Annotated in this window: 17 protein-coding genes; 4 read left to right on the top strand and 13 right to left on the bottom strand. The window is 70.8% G+C overall.

What is annotated here, in order from left to right:
* Nucleotides 1–2 precede the first annotated feature (2 nt).
* Entirely contained in the window at nt 3–362 is a 360-nt protein-coding gene (locus ACZ7L7_RS09015) for an NADH-quinone oxidoreductase subunit A (RefSeq protein WP_003974383.1), read from the bottom strand.
* 764 nt (nt 363–1,126) lie between these two features.
* Between ACZ7L7_RS09015 and ACZ7L7_RS09010 the strand changes: the two genes are divergently transcribed.
* Together ACZ7L7_RS09010 and def are read left to right on the top strand one after the other, a co-directional pair.
* A complete protein-coding gene (locus tag ACZ7L7_RS09010; protein ID WP_285510696.1) occupies nt 1,127–1,963 on the top strand; it encodes a C40 family peptidase in 837 nt (278 codons plus the stop codon).
* A gap of 149 nt (nt 1,964–2,112) precedes the next feature.
* Complete coding sequence (def, locus tag ACZ7L7_RS09005) at nt 2,113–2,739, top strand: peptide deformylase (RefSeq protein WP_285510697.1); 627 nt, start codon at nt 2,113–2,115, stop codon at nt 2,737–2,739.
* A 93-nt stretch (nt 2,740–2,832) separates the two neighbouring features.
* Here the strand turns inward: def and ACZ7L7_RS09000 are convergent, their stop codons facing one another.
* Nucleotides 2,833–4,173 (bottom strand): geranylgeranyl reductase family protein, encoded by a 1,341-nt coding sequence (locus ACZ7L7_RS09000; RefSeq protein WP_471428489.1) that lies wholly within the window; start codon nt 4,171–4,173, stop codon nt 2,833–2,835.
* A gap of 46 nt (nt 4,174–4,219) precedes the next feature.
* Between ACZ7L7_RS09000 and ACZ7L7_RS08995 the strand changes: the two genes are divergently transcribed.
* Together ACZ7L7_RS08995 and ACZ7L7_RS08990 are read left to right on the top strand one after the other, a co-directional pair.
* Nucleotides 4,220–4,741 (top strand): GNAT family N-acetyltransferase, encoded by a 522-nt coding sequence (locus ACZ7L7_RS08995; protein ID WP_471428487.1) that lies wholly within the window; start codon nt 4,220–4,222, stop codon nt 4,739–4,741.
* 133 nt (nt 4,742–4,874) lie between these two features.
* Nucleotides 4,875–5,198 carry a PASTA domain-containing protein gene (locus ACZ7L7_RS08990; protein ID WP_285510700.1) on the top strand — a complete coding sequence of 108 codons (324 nt, stop codon included), beginning with the start codon at nt 4,875–4,877 and terminating at the stop codon, nt 5,196–5,198.
* Between the two features lie 16 nt (nt 5,199–5,214).
* On the opposite strand, the gene ACZ7L7_RS08985 is transcribed toward ACZ7L7_RS08990, so the two are convergent.
* From ACZ7L7_RS08985 to ACZ7L7_RS08935, 11 genes are all read right to left on the bottom strand, one after another.
* Nucleotides 5,215–5,910, bottom strand: a complete 696-nt coding sequence (locus tag ACZ7L7_RS08985; RefSeq protein WP_453598987.1) for a demethylmenaquinone methyltransferase — start codon at nt 5,908–5,910, stop codon at nt 5,215–5,217.
* Between the two features lie 41 nt (nt 5,911–5,951).
* Complete coding sequence (locus ACZ7L7_RS08980; RefSeq protein WP_472075405.1) at nt 5,952–6,587, bottom strand: imidazolonepropionase-like domain-containing protein; 636 nt, start codon at nt 6,585–6,587, stop codon at nt 5,952–5,954.
* Entirely contained in the window at nt 6,588–7,787 is a 1,200-nt protein-coding gene (mqnC, locus tag ACZ7L7_RS08975; protein WP_472075403.1) for a cyclic dehypoxanthinyl futalosine synthase, read from the bottom strand.
* 122 nt (nt 7,788–7,909) lie between these two features.
* Nucleotides 7,910–8,647: a prepilin peptidase gene (locus ACZ7L7_RS08970; protein ID WP_285510704.1), complete on the bottom strand. Its 738-nt coding sequence runs from the start codon at nt 8,645–8,647 to the stop codon at nt 7,910–7,912.
* A complete protein-coding gene (locus tag ACZ7L7_RS08965) occupies nt 8,644–11,586 on the bottom strand; it encodes a BTAD domain-containing putative transcriptional regulator (protein ID WP_472075401.1) in 2,943 nt (980 codons plus the stop codon). The genes ACZ7L7_RS08970 and ACZ7L7_RS08965 overlap by 4 nt, the downstream gene beginning before the upstream one ends.
* Nucleotides 11,587–12,018: 432 nt before the next feature.
* Entirely contained in the window at nt 12,019–12,462 is a 444-nt protein-coding gene (locus ACZ7L7_RS08960) for an SUKH-3 domain-containing protein (protein WP_285516829.1), read from the bottom strand.
* 23 nt (nt 12,463–12,485) lie between these two features.
* The gene (locus ACZ7L7_RS08955) at nt 12,486–12,935 is read right to left on the bottom strand and encodes a hypothetical protein (protein WP_285516830.1); all 450 of its coding nucleotides are present in this window, start codon (nt 12,933–12,935) and stop codon (nt 12,486–12,488) included.
* Nucleotides 12,936–13,103: 168 nt separating this feature from the next.
* Nucleotides 13,104–13,553, bottom strand: coding sequence for a hypothetical protein (locus ACZ7L7_RS08950; protein ID WP_285516831.1), 450 nt, complete (start codon nt 13,551–13,553; stop codon nt 13,104–13,106).
* 115 nt (nt 13,554–13,668) lie between these two features.
* Nucleotides 13,669–14,283 (bottom strand): hypothetical protein, encoded by a 615-nt coding sequence (locus ACZ7L7_RS08945; RefSeq protein WP_285516832.1) that lies wholly within the window; start codon nt 14,281–14,283, stop codon nt 13,669–13,671.
* Complete coding sequence (locus ACZ7L7_RS08940) at nt 14,280–14,462, bottom strand: hypothetical protein (protein ID WP_453598975.1); 183 nt, start codon at nt 14,460–14,462, stop codon at nt 14,280–14,282. The genes ACZ7L7_RS08945 and ACZ7L7_RS08940 overlap by 4 nt, the downstream gene beginning before the upstream one ends.
* A 21-nt stretch (nt 14,463–14,483) precedes the next feature.
* Nucleotides 14,484–14,810: a hypothetical protein gene (locus ACZ7L7_RS08935; protein ID WP_453598972.1), complete on the bottom strand. Its 327-nt coding sequence runs from the start codon at nt 14,808–14,810 to the stop codon at nt 14,484–14,486.
* Between the last annotated feature and the right edge of the window lie 12 nt (nt 14,811–14,822).

Here is a 14,822-nt window from a genome sequence, read left to right as displayed (position 1 = left end):
CCTCAGTCCCATTCCAGGCCGCCGCGCCGCCATACGTACGCGTACGCGACGAAGACGGTGAGCACGAAGAGCAGCATCTCCACGAGCCCGAAAATCCCCAGGGCGTCGAAGGTGACGGCCCAGGGGTAGAGGAAGACGATCTCGATATCGAAGATGATGAAGAGCATCGCCGTCAGGTAGTACTTGATGGGGAAGCGCCCGCCGCCGGCCGGCGTGGGGGTCGGCTCGATTCCGCATTCATAGGCTTCGAGCTTGGCCCGGTTGTACCGCTTCGGACCGATCAGCGTGGCCATGACCACGGAGAAGATCGCAAAGCCTGCCCCGAGGGCTCCCAGTACGAGGATGGGCGCATACGCGTTCACCGCTCCTCGCTCCTCTCAGTCGGCACTGACTGCTGGCGGTTGCGTCGGACTCGCCACCTGCGTCCCACCCGTCCTTCGGATCCAGCTCGTCCCGACCAAGATCGAGAACATGTGAAGCAGGTCACAAGCCCAACTGCCTCGCATCTTATGCCCGCCGCTCTGTGATCTGCGACACGGGGTATTGCACAAGCTTTGTGATCTCCACCACCTGACGAAGGATCATGAAGTCGGATGAGTGGTGATCTTCGTACGCGAGGCATCCAAGTGATCACCACAGGTGACATTTCCGCTCGTCACCGCAGCTCGGAGGGGTCGTCTCAATATCAAGAGACTTCCTCTGCATGCAAATTGGAGATGGACGCGGGGCCCTGCTAGTGAGCCGCGTTCACACATCAGGGGGAGACCGGGGACGCGATGTGGACGCGTGCACGCGTTCACGAGCGGCACGGGCCTCTCCGTACAGCCGTCCACACGACCGTCCGCACGAATGGGACGCATCGGTTCACCCGCGCGGGACGCGGCCGTTCCCGTAACCGTTGCGTGACCTCCGCCACATCCATGAGAGGCCGATGAGAAGCGGGCTTGGCCACCTGACCCAACCAGTGGTAGGCGCGGGGCAATTCGGGCGAACCGATGAAAGCCCGTGATCACGGGCGGGTTGGCCCGCGTCCGCAATGTCCGTTATGGCGTCAATAAAGGCCGAGACGCGAGGGATTCGAGGGGCCGATTGAACAACTGTGGCGCAGGACACGTTTCTTGAAGGTATGGAGGAGCCCCTGATACCGGTTGTTCTCATGTCCCACACCGCTCACATACGCAGCCACCGGAAGCCCCGCCGCACCGGGTCCACGACCCTCGCGATGCGCGCTGGAGTTGCCGGTGGCGTCCTCAGCATGGCAGCGGCGGGTGCGTCGGCTACGGCGAACGCGGCCGAGCCGGTGACTCAGACCATCGAACTGCCCACCCTGACGGCCGACCTGGCCGCTCAGATCGCGGAGTCGGCGGACGCCACGCAGCAGGCCGCGGCCGGCTACGAGCTCCAGGCCGAGCGCGACGCCGCCGCCGCGGCCGCGGCCAAGGAGGCCAAGGCGGATCTCGCCGAGGCCAAGAAGAAGGCGGAGGCCAAGAAGAAGGCCGCCGAGGAGGCCCGCAAGGAGGCCGCCGAGCGCGCCACCCGGACCGCGGAGCGGGCCACCCTCTCCACCACCAGCACGACCGCCTCGACCACCACGACCGCCCCCGCGAGCGGCAGCGTCGGCACGGTCATCGCCTTCCTCAAGGCCCAGCTGGGCGACGCCTACGTCATGGGCGCCACCGGCCCCAACGCGTGGGACTGCTCCTCCCTGGTGCAGGCCGCCTTCAAGCAGGTCGGCGTGGACCTCCCGCGCGTCTCCCAGGACCAGTCGATGGCCGGCACCGAGGTCTCGCTGTCCAACCTCCAGGTCGGCGACATCCTCTACTGGGGTGCCAAGGGCTCGGCGTACCACGTGGGGGTGTACGTCGGGAACGGCCAGTACCTGGACGCCGCCAACCCGTCCAAGGGCGTGGTCATTCAGGACCTTTCCGGCTATCCCGCCACGGGCGCCGTGCGCGTACTCTGACGCACGGCCCATAACGGGCACAAACCGTACGGACGGGGCCGCAGCCGCTCGGGGGCAGCGGCCCCGTCCGGCGTTCTCCTGAACGCGCCGGGTGTGATCTGTTGTCATGACAGGCGACACATCCAGTGCACCCAGAAAGGGAGTTCGCGATGCCCAGTGTCTTCCTGCACGGCAGGCCCGTCGACTCGTACCCGCCGCTCGCGCCCGAGGCCCGGCGCGGCTCGGTGCGGCGCATCACCGAGGTCGGCGAGGAGGTGCTGCACAAGCCCTGCCGTGACGTCACCGAGTTCGGGCCCGACCTCGCCGCGCTCATCGACGACATGTTCCTCACGATGTACATCGCCGACGGCTGCGGGCTCGCGGCCAATCAGGTCGGGGTCGATTTGCGGCTGTTCGTCTATGACTGTCCGGACGACGACGGTGCCCGGCACGTCGGGCACATCGTGAATCCGGTGCTGGAACGGCTTGAGGCGCCCCACAGGCGGCTGCTGGACGAGGGTGAGGGGTGTCTGTCGGTCCCGGGCGCCGTCATGCCCGTACCGCGCCCTGACCGCGCCGTGGTGCGGGGCGTGGACAAGGACGGCGCCCCGCTCGTCATCGAGGGCACCGGGTACTTCGCCCGCTGTCTGGCGCACGAGACCGATCACACCACCGGGCAGGTGTACCTGGACCGGCTCTCCAAGCGGGACAGAAGGGACGCGCTGCGGCAGGTCGACGACCGGCGGGAGGACGTGCTCGCCCGCCGGGCCGCCAACATCCGGGCGCTGAGCGCCTGAGCAGGAGTCCGGAGACAAGCCGGTTCCTGCTCGGGCCGTTTCAGGCCTTCGGGGCCACCTTGGTAAGACCGAGTTGCAGGTGGCCCCGCATGATCAGGCTTTCGGGGCCACCTTGCTCAGCCCGTTGATGATCCGGTCCATGGCATCGCCGCCGGTCGGATCGGTGAGGTTCGCCAGGAGCTTGAGGGTGAACTTCATCAGCAGCGGGTGGGTGAGGCCGCGCTGGGTCGCGATCTTCATGACCTTCGGGTTGCCGATGAGCTTCACGAAGGCGCGGCCCAGCGTGTAGTAGCCGCCGTAGGTGTCCTTGAGCACGCGCGGGTAGCGCTGCAGGGCCAGTTCGCGGCTCGCGGGCGTCGGCCGCGCGTGCGCCTGGACGATGACGTCGGCGGCGATCTGGCCGGACTCCATGGCGTAGGCGATGCCCTCGCCGTTGAAGGGGTTCACCAGGCCGCCGGCGTCACCGACCAGCAGCAGGCCCTTGGTGTAGTGGGGCTGGCGGTTGAAGGCCATGGGGAGGGCGGCGCCGCGGATCGGGCCGGTCATGTGCTCGGGGGTGTAGCCCCACTCCTCCGGCATCGAGGCGCACCACGCCTTGAGCACCTCGCGCCAGTCCAGCTCCTTGAAGGAGTCGGAGGTGTTGAGCACGCCGAGGCCCACGTTGGAGGTGCCGTCGCCCATACCGAAGATCCAGCCGTAGCCGGGCAGCAGCCGGTCCTCGCCCGGGCCGCGCCGGTCCCACAGCTCCAGCCAGGACTCCAGGTAGTCGTCGTCGTGGCGCGGGGACTCGAAGTAGGTGCGCACGGCGACGCCCATCGGGCGATCCTCCCGGCGGTGCAGGCCCATCGCCAGGGACAGCCGCGAGGAGTTGCCGTCGGCGGCGACCACGAGCGGCGCGTGGAAGGTGACCTCGCGCTTGTCCTCGCCGAGCTTGGCGTGGACGCCGGTGATACGGCCGGTGCGCTCGTCGACGATCGGGGCGCCGACGTTGCAGCGCTCGTGGAGGCGGGCGCCCGCCTTCTGGGCCTGGCGGGCGAGTTGCTCGTCGAAGTCGTCGCGCTTGCGGACCAGGCCGTAGTCGGGGAAAGAGGCGAGGTCGGGCCAGTCGAGCTGGAGCCGGACACCGCCGCCGATGATCCTCAGGCCCTTGTTGCGCAGCCAGCCGGCCTCCTCGGAGATGTCGATGCCCATCGCGACGAGCTGCTTGACCGCGCGGGGGGTGAGGCCGTCACCGCACACCTTCTCCCGCGGGAACTCGGTCTTCTCCAGCAGAAGCACGTCGAGCCCGGCCTTGGCCAGGTGGTACGCGGTGGTGGAGCCGGCTGGCCCCGCGCCCACGACGATCACATCGGCGGTGTTGTCGGAGAGGAGGGGCTCGGTCACGGCGGGATCTCCCCAGAGTTCGAAATCTGCGTGCCGACCGGCACAGGACATGGGCAGTCTATGAGGCAGTAGTGATCACCGGCTGAAGGGCTGCCCCGTGAACCGAGCTCTCCCCGCAGTACGGCTGCGCGTACCCACCGACGAGGACGCGGTGGTCTGGCACCGAATCTTCGACGACCCGGATGTCATGGAGTTCCACGGCGGCAAGGCCGCGGAGCTGTCCGTCTACGAGGAGCTCACCGCCCGCCAGCGGCGCCACGACGCCGAGCGCGGGTTCTGCCTGTGGTCCGTGCTCGACGAGTCCGGCGAGGTCATCGGCTTCACCGGCGCCCAGCCGTGGGAGCGGGACTGGGGTCCCACGGGCGAGATAGAGATCGGCTGGCGGCTGGCGCGGGCGCACTGGGGCAAGGGGTACGTGACGGCGGCGGCGCGCATGACGCTGGAGCGGGTGCGGGCGGCGGGGGTGCCGGAGGTCGTGGCCATGGTGGACGCGCGCAACAGCCGCTCGATCGCGGTGACCCAGCGCCTGGGCATGCGGCTCGCGGAGGTCTTCACGACCCCGACAACCGAGCGGGAGGGGCACTGCTACCGGCTGGACCTGACAAGCGGAGCAGCGTGAACCACTTGCACTACGGACAGTAACGGACTGTCACAGAAAGACACTTGACGCTTCCGAGCGGTACCCGGTGGGGGTTACTCTGCCGGTACCGCTGGGGGTGACGTCTGTGTACAAACCGCCCAAGAATTCACACGTGCGTGTGCCACGGCTCGTGGGGCTGATGGCGGTGGACGCGCGCCAGTCGGCCGAGGCACAGGGCGTACTGCTGGCCTCTCCCGACCGCCCGGACTTCCATCTCGCCGTCGTCGACTACGTCGTACGGCAGTACCCCCCGCCCGGCGTCGAGGTCCCGCGCGGGGCCGTGGTCACCGTCTGGTTCGACTTCGGGGAGGGCGAGGGCGGCGGAGGGGTACGCGAGCCACGTCCGACGCGGCCCCCGCGTGGGGGGCTGCAACGGGAACTCGACGAGCCCGGAGGGCATGCGTACGCGGCCTTCGTGGGGTTCGGCACCCGCTGAACCCCGAGACCGGGCCTCAGCTCTCCTTGAAGCCCCGGTGCAGGGCGACCACACCGCCGGTCAGGTTGCGCCAGGCCACCTTCGACCAGCCGGCCTTCTTCAGGTGCTCGGCCAGCGCGGGCTGGTCGGGCCAGGCGCGGATGGACTCGGCGAGGTAGACGTACGCCTCCGGGTTGGAGGACACCGCGCGGGCCACCGGCGGCAGGGCCCGCATCAGGTACTCGGTGTAGACGGTCCGGAAGGGCGCCCAGGTCGGGTGCGAGAACTCGCAGATGACCACCCGGCCGCCGGGCTTGGTCACCCGGTGCATCTCGCGCAGGGCCGCGTCGAAGTCCTGCACGTTGCGCAGGCCGAAGGAGATGGTGACGGCGTCGAAGGTGTCGTCGCGGAACGGCAGTTTCGTGGCGTCCCCGGCCGTCAGCGGCAGCCAGGGGTGCTTGCGCTTGCCGACCTGGAGCATGCCGAGCGAGAAGTCGCAGGGGACGACATAGGCGCCGGTGCGCGCGAAGGGCAGGGAGGAGGTGGCGGTGCCCGCGGCGAGGTCGAGGACCTTCTGCGCGGGGCGGGCGTCGACCGCCTTGGCGACCTCCTTGCGCCACACCCGGTCCTGGCCGAGCGACAGCACGTCATTGGTCAGGTCGTACCGTTCCGCGACGTCGTCGAACATCGAGGCGACTTCGTGCGGCTGCTTGTTCAGGGAAGCGCGGGTCACGCGCCCATTCTTGCAGTACGCCCAGCCCGGCACCGCAGGGCCTACCGGCGCCGGTACACCAGCCGCCCGCCCAGCACGGTGGCCACGCACGTGCCCGCGCCCTTGGCGGTGAGCCCGTCGGCGTCGGGCACGTCGAAGACGGCGAGGTCGGCCGGGGCGCCCACGGTGAGCGGGCCGTGGACGGTGCCGGGAAGGTCGTGGCCCTCGGCGAAGGGGTCCAGATGCGCCCGGTCCGCCGTCGACGGTTCCGCGGGCACCTCGCGCAGCCCGGACCGTACGACGGACTGCCGTACCGCGTCCGGGAAGGGGCCAGCGACGTGGGTGGTGCCGTGGGCGAGCATCCGTTGCAGGCCGCGGCGCACGCTGCCCGCCATCCGGGCGGCGTCCGGGGCGAGTTCGTCGAGCGCGGGGCCGCTGATGGGCTCGGTGCCCAGCTCGTCGGCCTCGCGCGGGTCGGGGTGGTAGCAGCGGGTCAGCAGCCACCGCCCGTTCGGCTGCCGCAGCCCGGGGGTGAGCACGCCGGGCCAGCGGCGCGTACGGGCACCGGGGTGGGCGGCGGCCAGCTCCTCGTACGGCCCGAGGGCGGTGACGCGGTCGCCGTCCACCAGAACCGCCCCGTCGGGCACGGGCTCCGCGCCGATGGTCAGCACCAGGGGCGCCGTGTGCAGCGTGAGCATCTAATTGGTGGCGAGGATCTTCAGCTCGGGGTGGGCCGTGCCGCCCTCGATCGCCGTCGAGGAGATGTGGGACATCACGCGGGTGTCGACGGGGTCGTTCGCCGGGTCGTCGTGCACCACGAGGTGCTCGTACGTCGTCGAGCGCTGCGCCGGGACCCGCCCCGCGGAACGGATCATGTCGATCATTTCCTGGAGGTTGGAGCGGTGCTTGGCACCGGCCGCCGAGACGACGTTCTCCTCCAGCATGACCGAGCCGAGGTCGTCGGCGCCGTAGTGCAGCGTCAGCTGGCCCGCGTCCTGGCCGGTGGTCAGCCAGGAGCCCTGGATGTGGGCGATGTTGTCCATGAAGAGCCGGGAGATCGCGATCATCCGCAGGTACTCGAAGATCGTGGCCTGCGTGCGGCCCTTCAGGTGGTTGTTCATGGGCTGGTACAGGTACGGGATGAAGGCCCGGAAGCCGCCCGTGCGGTCCTGCACCTCCCGGATCATCCGCAGGTGCTCGATCCGCTCGGCGTTGGTCTCGCCGGTGCCCATCAGCATGGTGGAGGTGGACTCCACACCCAGGTTGTGGGCGGTCTCCATGATCTCCAGCCAGCGCTCGCCGGACTCCTTCAGCGGCGCGATGGCCTTGCGGGGCCGCTCCGGCAGCAGTTCGGCGCCCGCTCCCGCGAAGGAGTCGAGGCCAGCGGCGTGGATGCGCTGGATGGCCTCCTCGACGCTGACCTTGGAGATCCGCGCCATGTGCTCGACCTCGCTCGCCCCCAGGCTGTGGATGACGAGCTGCGGGAACTCCTTCTTGATGGCCGCGAAGTGCTTCTCGTAGTACTCCACGCCGTAGTCCGGGTGGTGTCCGCCCTGGAACATGATCTGGGTGCCGCCGAGTTCGACGGTCTCCGCGCAGCGGCGCAGGATGTCGTCCAGGTCCCGGGTCCAGCCCTTGGCCGTGTCCTTCGGCGGGGCGTAGAAGGCGCAGAACTTGCACGCCGTCACGCAGACGTTCGTGTAGTTGATGTTCCGCTCGATGATGTACGTCGCGATGTGCTCGATGCCCGCGTAGCGGCGGCGGCGTACGGCGTCGGCGGCGGCGCCCAGCGCGTGCAGCGGGGCGTCGCGGTAGAGGTCGAGCGCCTCCTCCGGCGTGATGCGCCCGCCCGCGGCGGCACGGTCGAGGACGGACTGGAGGTCGGCCTTCTCGGTCACCGGCGGCGTCCCTTTCGTCAAGGAATCGAGGGGTGCGCGCGTAGCGCTCTCTATAAGGATGGTGGTGGGAGACGGGTGGGCGGACTGATCCAGCCTACGCCAGGCATGTGTACGGACCGACGTCAGGCCGTGTACGCCCCGATCAGCAGCCCCAGGAACGCCCCGGAGATCAGGAACGGCCCGAACGGGATCGCCGTCTTGCGGCCCGCCTTGCGTACGACGACCAGCGCGCCCCCGTACAGCGCCCCCAGCAGGAAGCCCGCGAAGGTGCCGAGCATCAGCGTGGACCAGCCGTACCAGCCGAGGGCCGCGCCCAGGCCGAGGGCGAGTTTGACGTCGCCGAAGCCCATGCCGGAGGGGTTGATCAGGAAGAGCACGAAGTAGCCGCCGCCGAGGGCGAGCGCGCCGTACAGCGCGGTCCGCCACTCCCCCGCGTGCTCCGGGACCAGCGCGACCACGCCGAGCAGGGCGAGGGCGGCGGCCGCGAGCGGCAGGGTCAGCGGGTCCGGGAGGCGGTGGACGCGGAAGTCGACGTACGCGAGCAGCACGCCGACGGGGGCGAGGAGCAGCCAGACGCCCAGTTCGGGGCGGGTGCCGGTGGCCGCGGCGAGGGCGGCGCAGACCAGGGCGGTGGCGAGGGAGAGGGGGACGACGCCTGGGCCGTAGGAGCCGGTGTCGCAGGCCGGGCAGTGCGCGCGGCCGAGCCAGCCGCGTACCGGATGCCCCTGCGGGCAGGCGGTGCGCCAGGGCTCACCGGCGGGGGCGGAGAAGCGGTAGGCGGCCCGGGGCAGGTACGCGCCCACCGCCGCACCCCACAGTGCGGCGGCGAGAACGACGAGAACGGGGAGCAGATCGGTCATCCCGCGGCGACCGCGCCGTCGCGCCAGGCCGGCAGCAGTTCGTCGAGGAGCGCCTCGGTGCGCGGCGGCAGACCGCGCGCGCCGCTGCGGTGGACGAGATCGGCGGCCAGGGCCTGGAGGCGGGCGGTGTCGCCGGTGGAGTGGGTGGCGCGCAGCAGTTCGTGCCAGAGCCGCTCGTCGGCGGGCGCGGAGTTCAGGGCCGCGTTCAGCGCCTCGATGGCCTTCTCCGCGCGGTCCTTCTCCAGGTGGAACGCGGACAGCGCGAGCCCGATGTCGGCGACCAGCAGCGGGAGTTGGGCGTCGACGATCTCGTGGGTGAGCCAGCGGTAGCGGCCCTCGGGCCGGTCGGCGAGCAGCGGACCGCGCACCAGGACCAGCGCGTCGGTGAGCAGACGCCCGCGCACGGCACGGCTGTTGACGCCCCGGCCCTGGGTGGCCTCGTGGTACAGCGAGCGCAGCACGTCGAGATCGGAGACGACGGACTTGGCGAGCGTGAGCCGCCCGGTCGAGTCGGTGCGCAGTCGCGGGCTGCCGTCCGGGTCGGTGCCGAGCCAGGCGCGCAGCCGCTCCAGCAGCGCGTCGCGCACGTCCGCGGTGACCCCGCGCGGCCACAGCGCGGAGGACAGCACTCGCGGGTGCACGCCCTCGCGGTGCAGCAGGAGCAGCGCGAGCGCCTCGTGCAGCAAGGCGCTGCGCTCGCCGTCCGGGGTGTCGAGGCCGATGATCTCGTACGGGCCGACGAGCCGGGCGTAGACCGCGGGCCGCCCCTGCTCGCTGACGTCGACGAGGAACGGCGGGGTCGTGGTCGGCCCGTCCGGGTCCTGGTCGGGGTCGGCCTGCACGAACAGCTCGACGACGGCCTGCTGTTGCTGGACCGGCAGGAGCTGGGCCTCAAGTTCGAGCCCGAGCAGCGGGGCGAGCAGCTTGCCCTCGCCGGTGATCTCCATCTCCCAGGCGGCGCCGGGCAGATCGCCGGTCTCGGTGCCGACGAGGTAGCCGATGCCGAGACGGCTGGCGTCGGCGGCGAGTTCGGCGAGCCTGGTGGCGTCCTCGGCGGAGGGTTCGGCGGCGAGCAGGACGAGGTGCGGGGCCCAACGGGTGTGCTGGGCGGGTCCGGTACGGCCGGTCAGCACCGAGTCGTGACCGGCGGCCCCGAGCGCGCCGCGCCGCTGCCGGGTCTCGGCCTCCATGGTCTCGATCAGGTCGTCGATGCCGTCGAGGTGGCGCAGCCGGTTCGGGGCGAGCGGGGTGAGGTCCTGGCCGAAGCCGACGAGGGTGATGGTCATCCGGTCCGACCAGCCGTTGGTGGCGAGTTCGGCGGCGACCGAGGCGAACACGGCCGCCCGGTCGGCCTCGCGGCCGGACAGGGAGACGATGCCGGGCACGGACTCCAGGTTCAGCAGCAGCCGGGAGTCGTCCATGGTGCCGAGGCTGACCAGGCCGGGGTACGGGGCGGCGGTGTCGGTGTCCTCGTAGCTCTCGGCGTCGGCGCGGGCCAGCATCCAGAACGTCTGGTCCTGGCCGAGCTGCCAGGGCGCGGGCGGCTTGCCCGCGGGCTGGGCGAGCTGGAGGTGCAGGTCGCCGTTGGTGAGCCAGGCCGCGTACACGGTGGGCAGCGGCCGGGACTCCTCGGCGAGGGAGGCGGCGAGCCCGCGCAGGGAACGGTCCAGCAGGCGTACGCCGTCGGGGTCCGCGCCGACCAGGAGGGCGTCGTGGACGTCGGCGGCGTCGCCGGTCGGGGTCGGCGGCTCCATACCGCGCCGCCCGCCGACGGAACCGAGCGCCGACTGCCACAGGGCCTGCCGACGCCGGCGGCCGAGGGCGCCGAGGAGACCGGCGGCGAGGAGGGGGGCGGTGAGGAGGGCTTCGGGGAGGCCGAAGGAGGACTCGGAGTCGGTGGCCTGCGGTGCGCTTGCGCTGGGGGTCCGGTGGTCAGGGGCGGGGCGCTGCTCGGGGACGGAGATGTGGGCGTTGCCGCCGCCCTGTTCCTGACCGCCCTGCTGGCCGCCCTGCTCCTGCGCGCCGTCGCCGGTCTTGGCGTAGTCGTGGATCTGCTGCTGGAGTTCGGGGGAGACGCCCGGGGCCTCGTCGGGCATCTCGACGAGTTCGCCGCCGCGGGCGTCGCCGGGCATCTCCATGATCCAGCCCGGCCGGATGAGGCTGGCCTCGGACAGACGCGAGCCGTCGGGCTGCACGCGGTCCTTGTTGAGCTCGTAGATCTCCTTGTACCGGCGGCCGTCGCCGAGGTGCCGTTCCGCTATCTCCCACAGGGAGTCGTGGTGGCGGCCCTCTGGGGGCTGGATCCGGTAGTACTTCGTGTCCCCGTCCTTGGCGGTGCTCGGCGCGGCGGCCTCGGCGTGCGCGGCCTGCTCGGCGAGCGCGCTCGCGGAGGCGGCGGCCTGCTCCTGCTGCTGCGCGAACAGCCCGGCGCCCGGGGTCTGCTCGGCGGCGGCGACGGTGCCGCGCTGGTTGCCCTCCAGGTTCTGCCCGAACTGGGACAGCCCCGGCGTGAGGCTGGCCGCGGTGGCGCCGACCAGCAGCAGCGCGGCGACGAGCTGCCGGGCGAGCAACTGGCTGGGCCCGGCTCCGGGCACGCGCCCCGGCACGCCCACGCCGGACAGCGCGGCCTTCATCTCGACGATCACGCAGGCGGTGAACTGGGCCCAGGCCAGCCAGACGAAGAAGGTGAGGATGCCCAGGAAGGTCCCGACGCTCAGCTCGCTGGTCAGCCACTCCTGGGGATCCCAGGTGCTGGGCACGGGCCAGCCGAGGTACATGGCCAGCGCGCCCGGCACTCCGACGACCAGCACGACCAGGGCGACGAACGCGAGGAACGCCTTGACGAAGTCCCCGAACGTACGCCGGGGCAGCCGCACGGGCTGCGGGGTCCGGTTCCGCGGGGTGGCCGGGCTTCCCGTCGAGCTTGAGCGTCGCGCCATGGGAGATGTCCTGAGGTGTGTGGGCCGTCGGCTTCGTCGGGGGTGGGGTGGAAGTACTGAGACTACAGAGATCTTATGAAGTGTCTGCAGGCCAGTCGAAGGATGGAGCGGGAGAGGGGCGGGGAGCCCGGCTCAGGCAACCACCGGCGGCCCGAAAAGCCCGACTTGACCGGCGTATTGGCGGACTCCCGCCACACTCCTCACATTCCCCACACAATCCCCCCGCCGCTGATCAGGGTCGCTCTCCACTCACCCTTGAAGGCTTCGACGCCTCAACCACTAGCACTGGTGCCACACCTCGGGGTCGAGGGCGACGGCCACATACCCGTCGCCCTTCGTGACCGTCAGGTCGGGCTGCTCCACGCTCCGAGCGATCCTCTCCGCGTCGAACTCCTCGAACTCGAAGACGAAGTAGAGCTCGTCACCCAGCTCCTACCGGACTCCCTCGACCAACTTCTCCAGCGCCGCATCGCCCGTGTCCGCCAGCCGCACGGCACTGTCCATGCCGACATGGACGGCACCGTTCGGGTCCATTCCCAGATACAGATTGCGGCGGTCGGCCTCCCCGATCGGGTACAGCTCCACCCCTGCCGCCTCGCTGAGCGCGTCGAAAATCTCGTCGTCCCACTCGGCGACTGTCGGGTCGAGGGTGAACCCCATCCGAGCCATCGTCTTCCCCGGCCCCCGCTCCGTGCTCGCCAGCCCACCGAACTCGGCGAGGAAGCGGCGGGCCGCCTCGCTGATTCGGAAGCCGCCGCGCTCGCGGAGCGTGGCCTCCCAGGTCGCTGTGAGGACCGTCCGTCCCGGGTGCCAACCGGCTGCCCGCAGCACACGCTCCGTCTCCGCGGACCAGCGCCGCTCGTGCCGGTGAGCCATCCCCGCGATCCCTCCGCCGCCCTTCACGAGCGGCGTCGCAGCAGGTCCGCGGCCGTTATCCGCCACACGTCCAGCCGGTCCGCCACCGTCGTCCGGACCCACTGCCACTTGAACCACGGCGGAAGGTCCCGGAACGGCACGTACGCCAGCGTGTCCCGGATCGCGTGGTCGGCGAAGCCACCCATGCCCTCCGTGCGCAGGGCGGCGTAAAGCTCAGGTGTCAGGCGGCCGTTGAGGCGGGCCACATGCGCCGCGGCCGTGAACGGGAAGTCCCGTCGTGAGCGGTCCAGCACATCCAGCGCCCGCACGATCCGCGGCGAGGCCACCTCGGGAGAGCACTGGAGCGCCAACCCGATCACCGCCGCGCCCAACGCCCGCTCACCGCGCTCGAACGCCGCGTCGACCTCGGCGGGATCGTCGATGGCCAGCAGGCCCTCGCCGGTCTCCCAGTCCCATGCCCGGTCGTCAGTCATCGCGCACCACTCCCCAAGGGGCCCCTCCCAGCGGTCTCGACCATGAACCCCCCGACGTGTGCTCCGCGCAGTCGGGCCCCAGCACGATGGCACGTCGTTCACCGGCCTTGGCCAAGGGGGCGTGCAGCAGCCGGGGCAGGGCCAGTCCCACCCACGCTGTCCTCTCGTTCATCCCAACCGTGCCAAGGTGCTCGCGAACTGAGCCGGCGAAGCCTCAAGGTCCTCTCGGCCGGCGTCATCGGGAGGAAGCCCGGGCAGATGGGTCCGCCCGAATTGTTCGGCCGCCCGGAAGACGGATCCGGCCAGTTCCTTCTCCGTCGATCGGTCCACGACTTCACCGGCGTGGCTCGTTTCGACGAGACCATCGCCGCGCCGGGCGAAGTGGAGCGAGAAGGACGAGTCGACGGCGGCGGACTCATACGTCCGATCTCGGCCCGTCAGGAATTGCCGCAGACCGTCCAGCAGCAGCGTCAATGACAGATAGATCATCATCGCCTGATCCGGCGTCCGGTCCCGTGAACTCGCCTCGCCTTCGCTGCCACGCACATCCATGTGCCCCAGGTCGAATCCGCTGGGCGGCGGCTGCTGGTCGTCAGCCACGGAGAACGTGAACTCCATGGAATCGCTCACCTCCGTGCTACTGCGCGCTTCTGCCCACCGGGAAGAAGGTGATGATGTGGTTCCCGTCGTGCGACCGCCCTCGCCGGTCTCCCGGTCCCACCCACGCGTGCCGTCAGCCATCGAGCACCAGGGCCTCCAGGGCGTGGGCGTAGGCCCGGAGCTTCTTCTTGGCCTGCGCCGGCGTCGGGGAGTCCGGCCACAGGACGCTCGGCAGATGGGCGACCCGCCACATCCGGAAGGCATCCCGGACCGACTGTTCGCCGTCCCGACCGAGCAGCACGCCCGCCCCGCCCACGGCACCGACGATCAATGGGGGTGCCTCGGCCAAGCCCGGCCCCCGCACCGTGGCGGTGCCCACCAACGCGTCCGTCAAGGCCGTCAATTGCAGATCGCCGCCCATGCGCACCACGCGCCGCAGCACGGCGGGATCATCAGCGTTCGGCGGATAGTTCTCAACGCAGCCCGAGTACATCAGCGGATACTCGGCCGTCACTTCGCGGCCCTCGTTCCACCCGCCCTGCCGCTCGAAGACGGACATGGCGTCGCCGGAGAAGTCCCCGACAGCCCGCACCGATTCGAGGATGCCGTCCACCTCGCCCCGACGGTCGGCCACGAAATCCACCAGCGACGCATCCCTCAGGGACCCGGACGCGGCCACCGCCGCCAGCTCCACGACCCCCCACAACGGCCCGAAGACGTCGTACGCGAGCCCTCTCTCCGAGGTCATCGCCCGGTTCCGCCGCCCGGCACGGGTTCCGTGGCGATCACGCGCTGCACCTGCCAGCGGGCCTCCTCCCAGCGGGCGCGGCGGTTCACTTCCTGGACGTCCTCGCCCTCAGCGGCCCGCTCGGAGTACCGGCGGCCCACGACGGACTGGGCCGACTTCGCGATGTCCTGCGGGGTCAAGGGGACGCGCCCTGGCCTGCCCTAGACCCCTGCCTCGATCAGCATGTCCTGGCAGGCCAGCCGTACGGCGGAGTCCAGGAGGTTCACGGCCTCCGAGTCACCAGGGCTCCGCCAGCCCTCTTGGACGAAGGCCTCGTGGGCACGGAGCAACCGGTCGTCCGCCCGGCCGAGCCGGAGCGCCTGGCGGGCGGCGGCCATGTACTCCTCGGACACGACGCGCGTGGGGTTGGTCATCGGCTCGGCTCTGAAATCCACGGCGTGATCCGCGAAGTCGAGCCCCAGCTCGGCTCCCCGACGTTCGTCGACCTGGGCGAGCAAGTCGCCGAGCAGCCTCGGCAGAATGATCAATCCCGCTCCCGC

The organism is Streptomyces sp. NPDC110618 (assembly GCF_055657065.1).
This window is presented reverse-complemented; position numbering and strand designations above follow the sequence as displayed.